17 protein-coding genes are annotated in these 17,281 nt (G+C 71.5%); 12 read left to right on the top strand and 5 right to left on the bottom strand.

The window, feature by feature from the left end; genetic code table 11:
• Positions 1 to 8: 8 nt before the first annotated feature.
• The gene (locus AB0M70_RS08500; protein WP_365817772.1) at positions 9 to 1,526 is read left to right on the top strand and encodes an MFS transporter; all 1,518 of its coding nucleotides are present in this window, start codon (positions 9 to 11) and stop codon (positions 1,524 to 1,526) included.
• A gap of 29 nt (positions 1,527 to 1,555) precedes the next feature.
• On the opposite strand, the gene AB0M70_RS08495 is transcribed toward AB0M70_RS08500, so the two are convergent.
• Complete coding sequence (locus tag AB0M70_RS08495; RefSeq protein WP_365817770.1) at positions 1,556 to 2,035, bottom strand: GNAT family N-acetyltransferase; 480 nt, start codon at positions 2,033 to 2,035, stop codon at positions 1,556 to 1,558.
• A 189-nt stretch (positions 2,036 to 2,224) separates the two neighbouring features.
• Between AB0M70_RS08495 and hemC the strand changes: the two genes are divergently transcribed.
• Positions 2,225 to 3,160, top strand: a complete 936-nt coding sequence (gene hemC / locus AB0M70_RS08490; protein ID WP_365817767.1) for a hydroxymethylbilane synthase — start codon at positions 2,225 to 2,227, stop codon at positions 3,158 to 3,160.
• A 20-nt stretch (positions 3,161 to 3,180) separates the two neighbouring features.
• Here the strand turns inward: hemC and AB0M70_RS08485 are convergent, their stop codons facing one another.
• Positions 3,181 to 3,939 (bottom strand): DeoR/GlpR family DNA-binding transcription regulator, encoded by a 759-nt coding sequence (locus AB0M70_RS08485; RefSeq protein WP_365817765.1) that lies wholly within the window; start codon positions 3,937 to 3,939, stop codon positions 3,181 to 3,183.
• A 269-nt stretch (positions 3,940 to 4,208) separates the two neighbouring features.
• On the opposite strand from AB0M70_RS08485, the gene AB0M70_RS08480 reads away from it, so the two are divergent.
• The 10 genes from AB0M70_RS08480 to AB0M70_RS08435 all read left to right on the top strand — a co-directional run bounded on the left by AB0M70_RS08480 (position 4,209) and on the right by AB0M70_RS08435 (position 14,049).
• A complete protein-coding gene (locus tag AB0M70_RS08480) occupies positions 4,209 to 5,027 on the top strand; it encodes an endo alpha-1,4 polygalactosaminidase (protein ID WP_365817763.1) in 819 nt (272 codons plus the stop codon).
• Positions 5,028 to 5,142: 115 nt separating this feature from the next.
• Positions 5,143 to 6,474: an ABC transporter substrate-binding protein gene (locus tag AB0M70_RS08475; protein ID WP_365817761.1), complete on the top strand. Its 1,332-nt coding sequence runs from the start codon at positions 5,143 to 5,145 to the stop codon at positions 6,472 to 6,474.
• A gap of 8 nt (positions 6,475 to 6,482) precedes the next feature.
• Entirely contained in the window at positions 6,483 to 7,445 is a 963-nt protein-coding gene (locus tag AB0M70_RS08470) for a sugar ABC transporter permease (RefSeq protein WP_365817759.1), read from the top strand.
• A complete protein-coding gene (locus tag AB0M70_RS08465) occupies positions 7,445 to 8,335 on the top strand; it encodes a carbohydrate ABC transporter permease (RefSeq protein ID WP_365817756.1) in 891 nt (296 codons plus the stop codon). The genes AB0M70_RS08470 and AB0M70_RS08465 overlap by 1 nt, the downstream gene beginning before the upstream one ends.
• 45 nt (positions 8,336 to 8,380) lie before the next feature.
• A complete protein-coding gene (locus AB0M70_RS08460; protein ID WP_365817754.1) occupies positions 8,381 to 9,340 on the top strand; it encodes a carbohydrate kinase family protein in 960 nt (319 codons plus the stop codon).
• Positions 9,337 to 10,647, top strand: coding sequence for an alpha-glucosidase/alpha-galactosidase (locus AB0M70_RS08455; RefSeq protein ID WP_365817752.1), 1,311 nt, complete (start codon positions 9,337 to 9,339; stop codon positions 10,645 to 10,647). Before AB0M70_RS08460 ends, AB0M70_RS08455 begins: the two co-directional genes overlap by 4 nt.
• Positions 10,648 to 10,707: 60 nt before the next feature.
• Positions 10,708 to 11,586, top strand: a complete 879-nt coding sequence (locus AB0M70_RS08450; RefSeq protein WP_365817750.1) for an SIS domain-containing protein — start codon at positions 10,708 to 10,710, stop codon at positions 11,584 to 11,586.
• Positions 11,587 to 11,713: 127 nt separating this feature from the next.
• A complete protein-coding gene (locus AB0M70_RS08445; RefSeq protein ID WP_365817748.1) occupies positions 11,714 to 12,568 on the top strand; it encodes an endo alpha-1,4 polygalactosaminidase in 855 nt (284 codons plus the stop codon).
• A 227-nt stretch (positions 12,569 to 12,795) separates the two neighbouring features.
• Positions 12,796 to 13,365, top strand: a complete 570-nt coding sequence (locus AB0M70_RS08440) for a hypothetical protein (RefSeq protein ID WP_365817746.1) — start codon at positions 12,796 to 12,798, stop codon at positions 13,363 to 13,365.
• A gap of 69 nt (positions 13,366 to 13,434) precedes the next feature.
• Entirely contained in the window at positions 13,435 to 14,049 is a 615-nt protein-coding gene (locus AB0M70_RS08435; protein ID WP_365817744.1) for a hypothetical protein, read from the top strand.
• 21 nt (positions 14,050 to 14,070) lie between these two features.
• Here the strand turns inward: AB0M70_RS08435 and AB0M70_RS08430 are convergent, their stop codons facing one another.
• The 3 genes from AB0M70_RS08430 to AB0M70_RS08420 all read right to left on the bottom strand — a co-directional run bounded on the left by AB0M70_RS08430 (position 14,071) and on the right by AB0M70_RS08420 (position 17,251).
• Positions 14,071 to 14,553, bottom strand: a complete 483-nt coding sequence (locus tag AB0M70_RS08430) for a hypothetical protein (RefSeq protein WP_365817742.1) — start codon at positions 14,551 to 14,553, stop codon at positions 14,071 to 14,073.
• Positions 14,554 to 14,874: 321 nt separating this feature from the next.
• Positions 14,875 to 16,113 carry a GNAT family N-acetyltransferase gene (locus AB0M70_RS08425; RefSeq protein ID WP_365817740.1) on the bottom strand — a complete coding sequence of 413 codons (1,239 nt, stop codon included), beginning with the start codon at positions 16,111 to 16,113 and terminating at the stop codon, positions 14,875 to 14,877.
• A 52-nt stretch (positions 16,114 to 16,165) separates the two neighbouring features.
• Positions 16,166 to 17,251, bottom strand: coding sequence for a peptidase C39 family protein (locus AB0M70_RS08420; protein WP_365817738.1), 1,086 nt, complete (start codon positions 17,249 to 17,251; stop codon positions 16,166 to 16,168).
• Positions 17,252 to 17,281 lie beyond the last annotated feature (30 nt).

Raw genomic sequence — 17,281 nt, 5'->3', positions numbered from 1 at the left:
GGAGGGCGATGGCAACCGCATCCGAGGCTTCAGCGACGGAAGACCCCGACGCAGGTGTCGCGCTGGCCTCGGCGCGGGGCCGCTGGGTGCTCGCCTGTGCCGTCCTCGCGTCGGGCATGGCGATGCTGGACGGCACGGTGGTCAACGTCGCCCTGCCCACCCTCGGCCGGGACCTGGACACATCGCTCGCGTCCCTGCAGTGGGTGGTCAACGCCTACATGCTCACGCTCTCCGCGCTGCTGCTGCTCGGCGGGGCGCTCGGCGACCGGATCGGGCGGCGGCGCACCCTGGTCATCGGCGTCGTGTGGTTCGCCGTCGCATCGGCCCTGTGCGGGCTCGCGCAGAACGGGGGGATGCTCGTCGCGGCGCGGGCGTTGCAGGGCATCGGCGGCGCGCTCCTCACTCCGGGCTCGCTCGCCCTGGTGCGTACGTCGTTCCGGCCGAAGGACCAGGCACGCGCGGTGGGCGCCTGGTCGGGGCTCGGCGGGGTGGCGGGCGCGGTCGGGCCGTTCCTGGGCGGCTGGCTGATCGACGGGCCCGGCTGGCGGTGGATCTTCCTGATCAATGTGCCGCTGGCGGCGCTCGTCCTCTTCGCGGTCCGGCACGTGCCGGAGAGCCGGGCCGAGGGCGCCGCGGAGAAGCCGTTCGACGTGACGGGGGCGTGCCTGGCGGCCCTGTTTCTCGCGGGCATCAGCTTCGCGCTGATCGGCGCCGCGGGAGACTCCTCGACGGCGGCGCTCCTGCCGGGGCTCGGCGGGCTCGCGGCGGGTGTCGCCTTCGTCGTCGTCGAGCACCGCCGCCGCAATCCGATGCTGCCGCTCTCCCTCTTCCGCTCCCGCCTGTTCAGCGCGGCCAACGTCATGACGCTGTGTCTGTACGCGGCCATCGGCGGGCTCTTGTTCATGCTGCCGGTGCAGTTGCAGACGACGCTGGGCTACGACGCGTTGCAGGCGGGCACGGCGACGCTGCCGATCACGGTCCTGATGCTGCTGCTCTCGGCGACCGCGGGTGACCTGGCGCGGCGGGTCGGGCCCACCTTGCCGCTGGTCGCGGGGCCGTTGACCGCGGCCGCCGGGGCGCTCTTGATGCTGCGCGTCGAGCCCGGGGCCGCGTACGTCACGGAAGTGCTCCCCGCGGTGGTGGTCCTCGGCCTGGGGATGAGCCTGTTCGTGGCTCCGCTGACCGCCACGGTCCTCGCCTCGGTCGACGCGGGGCGCGCGGGCCTGGCCAGTGGCGTCAACAACACCGCGGCGCGGGTGGCCCAGATGCTGGTCGTCGCCGCGCTGCCGCTGGCGGTGGGTCTTTCCGGCACGGCGTACGCGGACGCGGACGCGCTGAACTCGGCGTTCGGGAAGGCGGCCGTGGGCTGCGCGGGCCTGTTCGTCCTCGCGGCGGCAACGGCGGCGGTCTTCATCCGCCCGCATCCGGCCTCCTGGCACGAGGACGCGGGGAACACGCCACGCTGCAAGTCCCATCTGGGCGTCAGCGCACCGCCGTTGGAGCCGGGCAAGGACTGCGCGGGGTAGCCGGCGGAGGTGTCCGTCAGCGGTGTCCGTCAGACCGCGGCGTCCGGTGCCTCGCGCACGAAGAGGGTGACGGTCACGCTCTCCTCGAAGCCGTTGCGCCGCATCAGCATGGCGGACGCCGTGTTGCGCGACTCGACGTCGGTCACCACGGCGGTGGCTCCGGCGGCGGTCAGCGTCGCGCAACAGGCCTGCACCAGGTGGCTGGCGACGCCCTTGCCCTGATGGGCGGGGGCGCTGGCGATCCACTCCAGGTTCCCCCAGTCCGCGCGCTGGTCGAACCCCATCGAGCCGAGGACGAACCCGGCGAGCTCACCCCCGTCGAGCGCCACCCAGCAGGAGGAGGCGTCGGCGTCCAGATGCCGGGCGATCGCCGAGAGGGACCAGGAGGTGTACGGCTTCACCGAGGTGTCGTACAGCTCACGTCCCAGGGCCAGGACGTCGGCCAGATGGGTGGGGGCCATGCGTTCGAGAACGATCGGGGACCGCTGGTGAGCGTCGGCGGCTGACATGGAACCTCCCAGGTGACGGACGCCGGGACCCGCGCGGGGGCAGGACGGTGACCGGCTGCTTCTCACGCTATGAGGGCTGAGGGCGTCCCGCACGCCAGGACCGGGCGGGCCGGCCGGGCCCTGCGGACCCGCGGTGCAAGTGCGGCGCCCTTTAACAGGTGGCCGTGGGAAGCGCCTATCGTGGTGCGCATGTCCGCTCCTGAGCTGATCCGCATCGTCTCCCGTTCCTCCCCCATGGCGCTGGCCCAGGTGGAGCGCGTACGCGCCGAACTCACCGCTCTGCACCCCGGGATCCGCACGGAGGTCGTGCCGGTCACGACCTCCGGGGACCGCTGGATGGGGGACCTCGCGAAGCTCGGCGGCAAGGGCGCGTTCACCAAGGAGGTCGACGCGGCGCTGCTCGCGGGCGAGGCGGACCTCGCGGTGCACTGCGTCAAGGACGTACCGGCGGACCGGCCGCTTCCGGCGGGCACGACCTTCGCCGCGTTCCTCAAGCGCGACGACATCCGTGACGCGCTCATCCACCCCGGCGGGCTCACCCTGGACGAGCTCCCCGCGGGAACCCGCATCGGCACGTCGTCCGTGCGTCGCATCGCGCAACTGGCCGCCTCGCACCCGGAGTTGGAGTGCGTCCCGATGCGCGGGAACGCCGGTCGCCGGATGGAGAAGCTGGCCGCGGGCGACGCGGACGCGCTGCTGCTCGCGGTGTCGGGCCTCGAGCGCATCGACCGCATGGACGTGGTCACCGAGGTGCTCTCGGTGGAGACGATGTGCCCGCCGATCGGCGCGGGCATCCTGGCGCTGCAGTGCCGCGAGGAGGACACGCGGACCATCGACGCCGTGTCGGGCCTCGGCGACCCGGAGGCCTGGCGGGAGGCCACCGCCGAGCGCATGTTCCTGCACGTCCTGCAGGGGCACTGCAACTCCCCCATCGCCGGGTACGCGCGCTGCGAGCGGGGCGGCGAGCTCTCGCTGCGCGCCCGGGTCTTCACCCCGGACGGCAAGACGGTCCTCAACGCCCACGAGTGGGCCGGGCCGCTCGACCCGGCGACGCTCGGCACGTCCGTGGCGGTCACGCTGCTGCGCCAGGGCGCGCGCGAGCTGATCGACTCGATCGCGCACTGACCTTCCTGGGCCGGGGGTGCTCAGGCGACGGTGACCCGCACCCCGTCGGCGGCGATGGCCTCCAGTTCGTCCCCGGCCGCTTCGGTGTCGGTCACGAGGGTGTGCACCCCGGCCGTCGGGCAGATCTTGGCGAACGTCGCCCTGCCGATCTTGGTGTGGTCGGCGACCACGACCGTACGGCTGCTGTGTCCCGCGAAGGCGCGGTCGGTGGCCGCCTCCAACTGATCGTGCGTGGTGCACCCGTGGGCGGCGCTGATGCCGTCCACGCCGAGGAACGCGATGTCCGTGTGGTGGTCGGCGAGGGTCTTCTCCGCGATGGGGCCGACCAGTTCGTAGCTCTCGCTGCGGGCGGTGCCGCCGACCACGATCAGCGTGACGGTCGGTCGCAGGACCAGGGCGGCCGCGATGTTCACGGCGTTGGTGACGATCGTGACGGGGCCGCGGTCGGCGAGCAGCCTGGCCACCTCCGTGGTGGTGCTGCCGCCGGTCAGACCCACCACCGCTCCGGCGGGGACCAGCCGGGCGGCGGCCCGCGCGATGGCCTGCTTCTGCGGGGAGCGCTGGTCGATCCGGTGCTTCAGCGGCACCTCGATGCTCACATTGCCCAGGATCGCGCCGCCGTGCGTGCGCTCCAGGAGCCGCTGCTCGCTCAGCTGCCGCAGGTCACGGCGCACGGTGGCCTGCGACACCCCGAGCAGGCCGGCCAACCGCATGACGTCGGCGCTGCCCCGGGCGGCGACATGCTCAAGTATCCGCGCCTGGCGGTCGCTTCTCAGCACGGGGCGAGCATAGACCCCGGACGCCCGTCCGAGCAGAGTCCCGCAGGAATCATGAGCGTTTGTGCGCGAGTCGGCCAAGTGCTCTTCAGTCCTCATCTCTTGACATGACCGAAGCTGCTCGATTAACTCCCTGGCACGCCGATGCCGAGCACTCGGCGCAGAGGTACGCCTAGCCGGTAGTTGGCCTCGGCCATGAGCCCGGACTGAGTCGCCAGGACCCTTCTTGTGTCCGAGGCGGGGACGTGCCCCCAGACATCTGGAGCTCTGAGATGAGCCTCAATCGTGTTCTGCGCAGGAGTGTCGCCGCGTCCGCGGCCCTCACGGCCACCGCCGCGGCCTGCCTGCTCGCCCCGTCGACCGCCTCCGCGGGCGCGACCGCCGCCCCGCTGCCGCCGCGTCACGCCGGGTTCGACTACCAGATAGGCGGCGCGTACACACCGCCCGCCGGGGTCGAGACCGTCAGCCGGGACGCGGCGGCGGCCCCCGCGCCCGGCCTCTACAACATCTGCTACCTCAACGCCTTCCAGGCCCAGCCGGGGGCGGAGGACACCTGGGATGCCGACCTGCTGCTCCGGGACGGCAACGGCGATGTCGTGTACGACGGCGAATGGGGCGAGGCCGTCCTGGACATCCGCACCCCGGGCAAGCGCGAGCGTATCGCTGCGAAGGTCGGCGGCTGGATCGACGGCTGCGCCGACAAGGGTTTCCAGGCCGTCGAGCCGGACAACTACGACACCTTCACCCGCTTCCCCGACCTGCTGACGGCCGATCAGGCCATGTCCTACATCGCGCTGCTCTCCGCGCACGCCCACGATCAGGGCCTGGCCGTCGCGCAGAAGAACACGCCGCAGCTGGCCGGTGAGCGGGAACGGACGGGGCTCGACTTCGCCGTCGCCGAGGAGTGCGGCGCGTACGACGAGTGCGGGGACTACACCTCCGCGTTCGGCGACGACCTCCTGGTCATCGAGTACACGGACGCCGGACTGCGCAAGGCCTGCGCGGGCTACGGCGACCGGCTGGGCATCGTGCGCCGCGACGTCGACGTGACGCCCGCGGGCAGCGGCGGCCACATCCGCGAGACCTGCTGAAACCCTCGGCCCTTTCGGCCCGGCCCTCCCCCGCCGTGGACGCTCCGGCCCATGGCGTGCGCATGCCCATGGACCTCTCGCGCCGCGGGCACACCCGATCCCCCTGGAGGCAGTGATGAGCACAGGACCCCGAGCGCTGGGCAGGCCGTCACGGCGCGGTGTGCTGCGCGTGGGCGGCGCGGCGGCGATGGTGGCGGCGGGCGGGGGCGCCCTGGCCGGCTGCGGCACGGGAGCCGCCGACGGGGTCGGGCCCGACGGGCGGGTGACCATCCAGCTGTGGCACGGCCAGACGGACACCGCGGCGAAGGTCCTCAAAGGTCTGGTGGCCCGCTTCCACGCCGCCCACCCGGACATCCGCGTCGACATGGGCGGCGGTGTCCTCGCCGACGCCATGCTCCAGAAGATCACCGCCGCGCTCGCCGCGGGCTCCTACCCCGATGTCGCCTACGTCTTCGGCTCCGACCTGGCCAGCGTCGCCCGCAGCCCCCAGGTGGTCGACCTGACCGCCCAGGTGCGGGAGGGGCCGACACCCTGGCGCACCTTCTGGGCGCCGGCCCGGCAGGCCGTCACCGTCAACGGCCGGGTCCGCGCGGTGCCCGCGCTCCTGGACTGCCTCGCCGTGGTCTGCAACAAGAAGCTGTTCGCGCAGGCGGGACTCGATCTGCCCGAACCGGGCTGGACCTGGCAGGAGTTCACCGACACGGCACGCCGCCTGACCGATGCCTCCCGCGGCCGTTTCGGCACCGGCTGGCCCGGCACCGGCGACGAGGACACCGTGTGGCGGATCTGGCCGATGGTGTGGGACCTGGGCGGCGACGTGATCGCCGACGACGGGCACAGCATCGGCTTCGCCGAGGAGGGCGTACGCGCCCTTGAGGTCGTACGGGACCTGGTGCGCGACAAGAGCGTGTACGTCGACCCCAAGCCCGGCAGCGAGCAGATGTACCAGGTCTTCCTCTCCGGACGGATGGGCATGGTGCCCACCGGGCCCTGGCAGCTGCCGGACATCACCCAGGCCGAGATCGACCACCACGTCGTGCCGCTGCCCAGCTTCAGCCGCCGCCCCATGACCATCTCGGGCCCCGACACCTGGACGGTCTTCGACAACGGCGAGGCCCGGACGAACGCCGCCCGCACCTTCGTCACCTGGCTCAACCAGCCTGCCCAGGACAGCCGTTGGGCCGTCGAGGCGGGCAGCCTCCCGCTGAGCCGACTCAGCCAGGACCGCCCCGCCTGGCGCGAGCACGCCTCCGACATGCCCGGCCTTCCGGTGTTCACCGAGGCGGTCACATCGGCACGGGTCCGCCCCGTGCACGCCGCCTACCCCCGCATCTCCCAGTCCCTCGGGCAGGCGGTCGTCTCCGTGCTGCTCGGCCGCAAGAGCCCCGCCGACGCGGTGCGCTCGTGCGCCGAAGAGGCCAACGCCGCCCTTCTGATCCCGCGTTGAGGACCGACATGCCGCCACTTCCCCGCCCCTTGACCCTGCCGCCTGACCCGTCCGGCCGACGCGCCCTGCGCCGCCGGCGCCGCGGCGAGACCGCCACGGCCTGGGCCTTCGTCTCCCCCGCCGTGCTCGTCATCCTCGGACTGAGCGTCCTGCCGGTCGTGTGGTCGCTGCTGCTGTCCTTCCAGGCCAACGACCTGGTCACGCCCAGCCGTTGGGTGGGCCTCGACAACTACCGGGCGCTGGCCCAGGACCCGCACTTCAGCCAGGCCGTGCGCAACACCCTGCTCTACACCCTCTTGTACGTGCCCTTGAGCATCGCCGTCGGCCTTGTCCTCGCCCTGGCCCTGAACCGGCGCATCCGCTTCGTCGGCCTGTACCGCACCCTGTTCTTCGTGCCGTTCGTCATCTCGGCCACCGCCCAGGGCGTGCTGTTCTCGTTCATCCTCGACCCCGAGTTCGGGGCGGCCAACTCCGTCCTTCACCGCCTGGGGATCTCGCCGCAGGGCTTCCTCACCGACTCCTCGCAGGCGCTGTTCGTGCTGGTCGCCATCACGCTGTGGAGCGGCACCGGGCTGTGCACCGTCATCTACCTGGCCGCGCTGCAGGACGTCGAGCAGTCACTGATCGAGGCGGCCCGCCTCGACGGCGCGGGGCGGTGGCATCTGCTGCAGCACGTGACGCTGCCCGCGCTCTCCCCGGTCAGCGTCTTCCTGCTGCTGTGGCAGACCATCCAGTCCCTTCAGGTCTTCGACCTCGTCTATGTGACCACCAAGGGCGGGCCCCTCGGGTCGACCACGGTGATCGTCTACTTCATCTGGGAGCAGGCCTTCAAGAACTTCACCGCCGGGTACGGCGCCGCGGCCGCCTACGTCCTGGCGCTCGCCCTGTTCGTGGTGGCCGTCGTGCTGCGCGTGCTCCGTGGCCGTGGCCCCGGCCGTGAGCGCGCCCTTCGTACGAAAGCAGCCGCCTGATGACCGCGACGACGACCGCACCCGAGGCCACCGCGCGCCGCGCCACCGAGCCCGCCGCCCTGCGTCAGCGCCGCCTCCGGTTGCCGTTCAGCGGCTGGCACGCACTGCTCGCACCGCTGGCGCTGCTCTTCGCGGTGCCGCTGATCTGGCTGCTCCTGAGCTCGGTCATGAGCAACGCCGAGATCAACCGCTTCCCGCCCGCGCTGTGGCCGTCGAGCGTCGATCTGGGCGGCTACCGCTACGTCCTCGGCAACGCGATGTTCCCGCGCTGGCTCCTTAACTCCGCGATCGTCTCCGCCGTCGCGGTCACCTCGAACCTCGTCTTCGGCGCCCTCGGCGGCTACGCGTTCGCCCGGATGCGCTTCCGTGGCTCGCGGACGCTGCTCGTGCTGATGCTGGCGACGATGGCGGTGCCCTTCCAGCTGACGATGATCCCCACCTTCCTGGTCATGAAGAAGCTGGGCCTCATCGACACCCTCGGCGCCCTGATCGTGCCTTCCCTGGTCACGCCGTTCGCGGTGTTCCTGCTGCGGCAGTTCTTCCTCTCCCTGCCCAGGGAACTGGAGGAGGCCGCCTGGATCGACGGCTGTTCGCGGCTGCGGGTCCTCTGGTCGATCGTGCTGCCCCTCGCCCGGCCCGCGCTCGCCACGGTGGCCGTACTGACCTTCCTCACCACGTGGAACGACCTGACCTGGCCGCTCATCGCGATCAACCACGACACCCAGTACACGCTGCAACTGGGCCTCACCACCTTCCAGGGGCAGCACCACACCCGCTGGTCCGCGGTGATGGCGGGCAACGTGATCACCGTCCTGCCGGTCCTGCTCGCGTTCCTCTTCGCGCAGAAGGCCTTCATCCGCTCGGTCACCTCCAGCGGCCTGAAGGGCTGACCTTCCCTATTCCGCCCCCTCCCCCGTACGACCCGAAGGAAATCGATGCCCCCCTCGTACGATCTGCTCGTCATCGGGGACGCCAACCCCGATGTGATCTTCGGCCCGCTCACCGGCCCGCTCGCCTTCGGCCAGCGCGAACAACTCGTCGACGCCGGGTCCCTGACCCTCGGCGGCTCGGCCGCGATCATGGCGTGCGGGGCCGCCCGCCTGGGCCTACGCGTGGCCTTCGCCGGGCGCGTCGGCGATGACGAGGCCGGCCGCTATATGCGCGACGCGCTCACCGCACGCGGCGTCGACACCCGGGCCCTGCGGACGGACGCCACCCGGCCGACCCCGCTCACCGTCGTGCTCACCCAGGGCGAGGACCGCGCCATCCTCACCTCCCCGGGCACCCTGACCACCGTCAGCGGCGACGACGTTCCCGAGGAACTCCTGGCCGACACCCGGCACGTCCACGCCGCCTCCTACTTCCTGCAGCCCCGCCTGGCCGCCGACCTGCCCCGGCTGCTGCGCACCGCGCGATGGCACGGCGCGAGCACGTCCCTGGACACCCAGGACGACCCGTCGGGGCAGTGGGACCGGGCAGCCCTCGACGCCGTGCTCACCGAGACCGACATCCTGCTGCCCAACGCCCAAGAAGCCCTGCACCTCGCGGGGACACCGACCGGCGGCAGCCCGGAGCGCGCCGCCGAACTCCTGGCCGCCCGTGTCCCGTTGGTCGTCGTCAAGAACGGCGCCGCGGGCGCCCTCTGCCACAACGGCCACACCCTGCTGACCGCACCGGGCCTTCCCCTCACCCCCGTCGACACCGTCGGCGCCGGGGACAGCTTCGACGCCGGATTCATCGCCGCGCTCCTCGACGGACGGCCCCCGCACGAGGCACTGCGGGTCGCCGTCGCCTGCGGGTCGCTGTCCACCCGCGCCCACGGCGGCACCCCGGCCCAGCCCACGCGGGACGAAGTCCTCGCCCACACCACCCCGAGCGGAGCGTACGCCTCATGACCCACCCCAAGATCGCCTTCATCGGCGCCGGCAGCGTCGTCTTCACCCAGGGCCTGCTCGCCGACCTCTTCGCCTTCCCCGAACTGAAGGGCGCCCACATCGCCCTGCACGACATCGACGCCGAACGCCTGACCACCGCACAGGCCGCGGCCTCCTACATCGCAGAACACCTGGGCGCGCACGCCACCGTCACGAGCCACGCCGACCGCCGCGAGGCCCTGGCGGGCGCGGACTTCGTCATCAACATCGTGCAGGTCGGCATGGGCGAGGCCACCCGCACCGACTTCGAGATCCCGGCCCGTCACGGGCTGCGCCAGACCATCGGCGACACCCTGGGCATCGGCGGCATCTTCCGCGCCCTGCGCACCTTCCCGCTCCTGAAGGCGCTCGGCGAGGACATCGCCGAACTGTGCCCCGACGCATGGCTGTTGAACTACACCAACCCCATGGCCATGAACATCCAGTACCTCACCCAGGCCACCGGCCTGACCCGGGTGGTGGGCCTGTGCCACTCCGTGTACTGGACCATGCGGGACCTGGCCGAGCTGATCGACGTCCCGTACGAGGAGATCACCTACCGGGCGGCGGGCGTCAACCACCAGGCGTGGGTGCTGCGGTTCGAGCACCAAGGGCGCGACCTCTACCCGCGGCTCGACGAACTCATCGCCGACGACGCGCAGTTGCGGCGCCGCGTCCGCGTCGACATGTACCGGCGGCTCGGCTTCTACCCCACCGAGACCAGCGAGCACTCCTCCGAATACGTCCCCTGGTACCTGCACCACGACAGCGAGATCGAGCGCCTGCACCTGCCGGTCGGCGCCTACCTCGGCATCGTCGAGGAGAACGTCGCCGCCTACCACCACACCCGTGCCGCCCTGGCCGCCGGTGAACCGCTCACCGTCGAGGGCACCTTGGAGTACGCCCCGCAGATCATCCACAGCATCGTGACCGGCACCCCGCGCACCGTCTACGGCAACGTCCCCAACCACGGCCTGATCGACAACCTCCCCGGCCACGGGGTGGTCGAGGTCCCCTGCCTCGTCGACGCCTCCGGCATCCAGCCGACCCGCGTGGGGTCGCTGCCCCCGCAACTGGCGGCGCTCAATCGCACGTACCTCAGCATGAACGACCTGGTCGTGCGTGCCGCCCTCGACGACGAGCCGCGCCACATCCGGCACGCCGCGATGACCGACCCGGCCACCGCGGCGGCCCTGCCCGTGGAAGAGATCTGGCGGCTGTGCGACGCCATGGTCAGCGCCCACGCGGAGCGCCTCCAGCCGTCCTTGCGCCCGCTGCTGGGCCACTGACCCGGCCCATCGCACCCATCCCACCGCATCCACCTGACCTGACGGAGAGAGCACACTCCCATGTCCCTCACGAGCCAGGAAATCGACTCTCAGCCGCAGTGCTGGCAGTACGTACTGAGACAACTCCCGGAATACGCACAGGCGTTGCCCACCAAGGGCGAGCGGGTCGCCGTGATCGGCTGCGGTACGTCGCTGTTCATGGCCCAGGCCTACGCGCACCTGCGGGAGGACCTGGGGCACGGCCCCACCGACGCGTTCCCCGCGTCCGCGGCCCGGCTGCACCGTCCCTACGACCGTGTCCTGGCCCTCTCCCGTTCCGGCACCACCACCGAGATCCTCACCGCCCTCGGGGCGGCCCGCTCCTCCGCGCGCGTCACCACGCTCACGGCGGTGCCCCGGTCGCCCGCCGCGCGCGCCGCCGACGACGTGATCATCCTCGACCACGCCGACGAACGGTCCGTCGTACAGACCCGCTATCCGACCACTCAACTGATGCTGCTGCTCGCCCACTTGGGACACGACGTCGACCGGGCGCTGACCGACGTGACCGCGGCCCTGAGCGCGCCGCTGGATCCACGCCTGGTGGCGGCCGAGCAGATCACCTTCCTCGGCGACGGCTGGCACGCCGGGCTCGCGCACGAGGCGGCGCTCAAGGTGCGTGAGGCGGCGGCCCGGTGGACCGAGTCCTACCCGGTGATGGAGTACCGCCACGGGCCCATCGCGGTGGCCAGCCCCGGCCGAGCCGTGTGGAGCCTGTCGCCGCTGCCCGCGGAACTGGCCGCCCGCATCGAGGACACCGGCGCGTACCTTCACCGCCCCGAGCTCGACCCGCTCGCGGAACTGGTGCTCGCCCAGCGTCTCGCCGTGCGTCTCGCCGAGGACGCGGGGCGCGACCCCGACAGGCCGGCCCATCTGACCCGCTCGGTGGTCCTGTCCTGAACCGCCCTGCGCCCGCGTGACGCCATCCTGGCCGCCGAGGCCATGGCTGACGTACGTAAGATCGACATCGCGTCACATTTCGCCACACGGAACCCACACCGGCAGCCGCCCCGAACGAAAGTCTCCGATGCACAGCCCGTACCGCCCGTACCGTTCGCGGCCTGCCCGGCTGGCCGCCTGCGCCGCCGCCCTCCTCCTGGCCACTGCCGCCTGCACCACCGACGACGGCAAGGACACCCCGGCCGCCGACCGGTCGGACGCCGTACGCGCACCGAAGGCCGACGCCGTCTTCGACTACCAGCTCGGTGGCGCCTACCCGCCCGACGACGCGGTACAGGCGCTGTCCCGCGACCGCACCGCCGAACCGGCCGACGGCCTCTACAACGTGTGCTACGTCAACGCCTTCCAGACCCAGCCGGGCAAGGCCATCACCTGGTGGAAGAAGAACCACCCGGGCCTGCTCCTGAAGGACGACGAAGGTTCCCCGGTGATCGACGAGGACTGGGAGGAGCCGCTCCTGGACATCTCCACGCCCGGCAAGCGCCGGGAGCTGATGGACATCGTCGGGCCGTGGATCGACGGCTGCGCCGACGCGGGGTACGACGCCGTGGAGCCCGACAACCTCGACTCCTACGAGCGTTCGGACGATCTCCTCACCACCGAGCACGCCGCCGCCTTCGCCGAGCTGCTCGCCGAGCGGGCGCACAGCCGTGGCCTGGCCATCGCCCAGAAGAACACCACCGACCTCCTCCCCGAGCGCCGTCGTGTCGGTTTCGACTTCGCCGTGGTCGAGGAGTGCGCGGCGTACAAGGAGTGCGGCGACTTCGCCGACGCCTACGACGACAAGGTCTTCGCCGTCGAGTACACGCGCAAGGACTACCGCAACGCCTGTGACGCCTGGGGCTCGCGCCTGTCCATCACCTTGCGCGACCGCGATGTCCGCCCCAAGGGAGCCAAGGGGTACGTCTTCGCGCAGTGCTGACGTCCGCTCGTCCGGCGTCCACTCGCCTGACGTCCACTCGTCGGGTCGGGACGATATCCGCTTCTGACCGTTTCCCCCTTCGTCGTGCCCGAAGGACCCTCTCACGGTGCCCGAGTCACCTCAACCACCCCTATAGGCACAGGAATTCGAGATTCCAGCCGCGGACACGGGACCGGAGCCACTACACAGGAAGGTGATGTGCCCACGCCAGAAAGGGAGGTATCCGTATGGCGATACGGAACACGCGCCACAATCGTTTGACGGGGGCCGCGCTCGCGGTCACCACCGGCCTGCTCTGCACCGTCTCGGCCCAGTCGGCAGGTGCCGACGAACCGACCGGAGCGGACGAACCGACGGCCCGGCACTGCGTTCTGGACGCGACCACCGGAAAGCAGGCCTGCTTCGGCACGTTCGCCGAGGCCATGGTCCGAGCCGGCGACGGCAGCGTGACGGACGCACCGGCCACCCCACGGGCCGCAGCGGACTCGTCCTCGTTCCGCGCCCAGGCCGGGGACGTCATCCAGGGAACGTTCTTCAGCGATCCCGGCTTCTCGGGTGACTCGCTGACCATCAGCGGTCCCTCGCTGTGCGAGAAGGACGGCTGGGTCAACTGGCAGTACGACCTCGGCGACGACTGGAAGAACCGCATCTCCTCCGTACAGCCCTGGGGCAACTGCGCGATCTGGCTCTACCCCGAGCCCAACCTCGGCGGTGACCGCGACGGACCGTTCGACGAGAACACCTCGGACATCGGCCAGATGATGAACGACCGCACCCAGTCGATCGGCTTCAGCTAGATCCCTGCCGCGCGCTCGCGCGCGCCTACCCCCCCACCAGCGTCACCTTCCCCCCACTGGAGATCACACATGATCAGCCGTACCCGTCTGACCGTCCTCCTGGCGGCGATGACCACCGCGGGCGGCCTCGCCCTCGCGCCCGCCGCGCAGGCCGACGAAGAGCCCCCCACCATCCGGGAACTGCTCGACAAGTGCGACAACGGCACCGACTCGTGCGTCTTCCACCCCGAAGGACCCGGCACCGATTCGATGGGCGAGGCGCACCAGGTGGGCGACAGCGCCTACAACTGCACGCCCGACCTGCAGCGTTCCAGCATCTCCTGGGCTGACACCACCGGCGAGTCCAACAGCGTCGGAGTCTCGCTCAGCGCGGAGTACGGCTTCGCCGAGGTGTTCAAGGTGAGCATCGAGACCTCGTACGGGCACACCTGGGAGAGCTCGCACACCGAGACCGCCACGACCAATGTCGACGTCCGCCCCGGCGAGGTCGGCTGGGTCACGCGCGAGTCGCAGATGCAGCGCGTCAAGGGCACCTACGAGCTGCACTTCGAGGACAAGTTCCACGGCCACTACATCTGGTACGCGCCCTTCGACGCGACCGGCCCGAAGCCGGACGCGCCGAGCACCAAGACGCAGCACACCCGTCCCATGACGGATCAGGAGAAGGCCGAACACTGCGGCTGACGCGCCACCGGCTCCGCCGCCTCAGCCACGCGGTCCTTGTCTGAGCCGATCGAGCTGCTTGCCGGCCACCACATCGAGAGGGAAGCCGGGGGTGCGCTGTGCACCCCGGTCGCTGAACTCCACGGTGAGGGCGCCCACCCGCACCCAGATGTGGTGGTCGGTCAGCACGGTGCCCTTGGGGCCGTCCATGCTCAGGTCGAAGGCGACGGCTTCATCACCGAGGTTGCCGGGCGCCTTCGACACGGCTATACGGGAGTTGAGCTTCCCCTCCGGGGTCTGCCCCACCAGGGTCTTGCACGTCTTGAGCCCCTCCACGAGCCCGCGGAACTCCCTCGACGCGCCGTCCCCGGCGTACGAGGCAAGCCAAGTCCGGCCGCCCCATTGGTTGTTCCGCCACCAGAAGTCCTGGATCACGGACGTGGACGCGTGATGCGCCACGAGCGCGTCGAACACGTCCTGACAGCCCGGCCCCGGCACCAGGACCCGCGGATCGTACTTGGGCACAGGCCCCTGCACAGGAGCGCTGTCGATCCGCGGAACATCCCCGTCACGCAGCAGAAGTTCCTTCAACTGCGGGGCTGTCAGCGGTGCGGCCGGGCTCGGCGATGACGACGGAGATGCAGACGGAGACGAAGACGCGGACGCCGACGCCTTCGCCTCGGGAGCGTCTGTCGAATCATCCCGCGCCGAACACCCCGCGACGGCCACGACCACCCCAGCGGCCACCACCGCACCCACTGCTCCACGACACGCTGCTTCACGACACGCTGCCCACATCGCCGCTGCCCCCTTGATCTTCCGCGTTCGCAACGCGCAGACCTTACGTCAGAACCAGTGCAGGCAGTGCGGAGCCCGTTCCGTGCGGAAAAGCGCGTCCGCGAGAGCCGTGGCGTCCGGGTGGTGGGCCCGGACGTGTCCCGCGCGCACGAGCGTGCTCGGGGCGGTGCCACCCAGGTAGAGCGAGCTCAAGTCACGTATGTCCAGGGACAGGTCGGGCCGGCGCTCCGTGGGGACGCAGGCAGCCTTGCCGTCGCGGACCGTGAGCAGGTAGCGGCCGTGCTCGCCGAGGAACGGGTCGTCGACGTCGAGGACCAGCTCACCGTCGGTGAACCAGCCGCGTGCCGTCAGAGCACGCGGGACATCGAGGAGACGCACCCACAGCCAGTCCGTGTGATCGCCGACCGCTCCGGCCCGGAAGTCGGCCAGCTGCCAGCGCAGCGGGTGCTCGGGCGGGACGTGCCGGAACACGACCTGCGAGACCAGGTCGTGGCCGAGCACGAACCGGGCCAGGGCGGTGAAGACCGCGTCGTCGGTGGCTATGGTCTCGTCGACCGTGAGGGTGTTGGGCTCGCCGATGGAGTAGCTGGCGTACCCGTCGGCCGTGCCGTCGGCGTCCCGGTGGACGGCGACGTAGCGCGGCGCCGGCGAGACCGGCGGCTGCCCCGCGCCCAGGGACCACCAGCGGTGCGGCCGGGACAGCGCGCCGGGCTGGGAGCGGCGGTACCGGTCGTAGACCTCTTCGAGGATCTCGCCGCACTCGGCACGCCGCAGCACCTCGACCGAACCGCCGTCCGTGCGGGTCTCGGTCTCCGGTGCGTCGGCCGTCACGCGCGCCCGGGGTTCCGCGAGGACGGCTTGGTGGCGCGGCACCGTCAGCCGGGCGGTGAAGGTCGCCGGGCCGTAGCCGAACCTGCCGTAGATCGGCGCCTCGGAGGCCAGGAGCACCGAGAGGAACTCACCTCGGGCCCGCACCTCGGTGAGCTGGTGCCGCATCATCGCGCTGAGCACGCCACGCCGCCGGTGCGAGGGCAGGACACCGACCGCGCTCACCCCGGCGACCGCGGCGGGGATCTGGCCGGGCAGGGTGAGGTCGAAGGAGTACGCGGCGGCGGTTCCCACGGGCCGGCCGTCGGCTGCCAGGGCCAGCAGACCGCGGTCCATCTCGAGCGCCGACCACCAGCGCCCGCCTCCCGCGGCCGGGGTTTCCGGGAAGTGCCCGAAGGCCGCGTGGACCGTGTCGACGAAGACGTCCAGGTCCTCGTCGGTCGTGGGACGAATGTGCATCGCTGTCGCTTCCTCGTCGAAATATCAGGTGCCGAACTTCAGGTGCCGAACTTCAGGTGCCGATGGTCACCGCGCCGCGAAAGCCCTCCGGCGCGATGGCCGACATCGCGTCGAGCGACGGGTCGGGGACAGGCAGGAGATGGGCGTCGACCCAAGTGTCCCCCGTCGCCGCGTTGGCCCAGGGATCGTCGATCACGACGGCGCCGGGTACGACACCGTGGCAGAGCACCCAGTGCGGCACCTCGAACCCCTGCATCCGGTCGAGCGAGAGCAGGAGCAGGATGTGCTCGCGTCGGCCGATCGCCTCCCGGATCGCGGTCAAGGAGAGGCGCCTCGGGTCGACCGGGACACCGATGCGCTCCGCGTCCGCACGCGAGGCGCGCTGGAGCAGGGCACGCCACTCCTGGTCGTTCTCCGGGTAGTGGTCGAGCATGACCGGCCGGTCCGTGTCCAGGTGCACCGTGACCGGGGACGCAGGCCAGGCCCGGCTCACGGCGACGCCGAGCCCGACGGGTTCGCACGCGAAGAAGTTGGTGGCATCACGCCACAGCGTCAACTCCGCCTGCCGGTCGAGGGATTCCCGCGGCAGCCTCCCCGCGTGCGCCTGCGCGACCAAGGCGGTGACGGCGCCGCAGGTGAAGTGCGTGCTCTGCCCGTAGTACGGAGGCTCGGCGGGCAGGCCGTCGCACAGCCAGCGCACGTAACCGGTGGCCGGTCCCGCGGCCCCCTCCGACTGCGTGAGCGGAGAGTCCAACGTGGCGAAGCCGGCGGCAGCGGCGTCCTCGGGGCGCGCCGACCACCCTTCCCACTTGAGCTGCACGACCTCCCGGCGGCGGGCGTGGGCGACGACCGCCTCCAGGGCTGCCGGTACGTCGCCGACGGCATCCACGATCTTCAGATAGGCCGTGTCCGGGCGCGCCGTCACGAGCGCGGCCGCGGTCCAGCCCTCGCCGTCGTCGCCGGGTACGGCCACGAGGTGCGGGGCGTGGGCGGAGCGGTCGACCGCTCGCCAGCGCTCCGCCACCTCGTGGTCGGCGAGCCGCGCCAACTGGGCCGCCGGGGCATCTCGCTCGTAGGGAACGACGATGCTCTTCACGGGCGCTGCGGGCCGCGCGGGCGTTTCCTGACGGGGCGACATGCTGGGTGCTCCTAGCGGCGGGACGGAGAA

It is taken from the genome of Streptomyces sp. NPDC051214, from assembly GCF_040682375.1.
GTDB lineage: Bacteria > Actinomycetota > Actinomycetes > Streptomycetales > Streptomycetaceae > Streptomyces.
The sequence above is the reverse complement of the archived record's forward strand: the minus strand, read 5'-3'. Positions and strand labels throughout refer to the sequence as shown.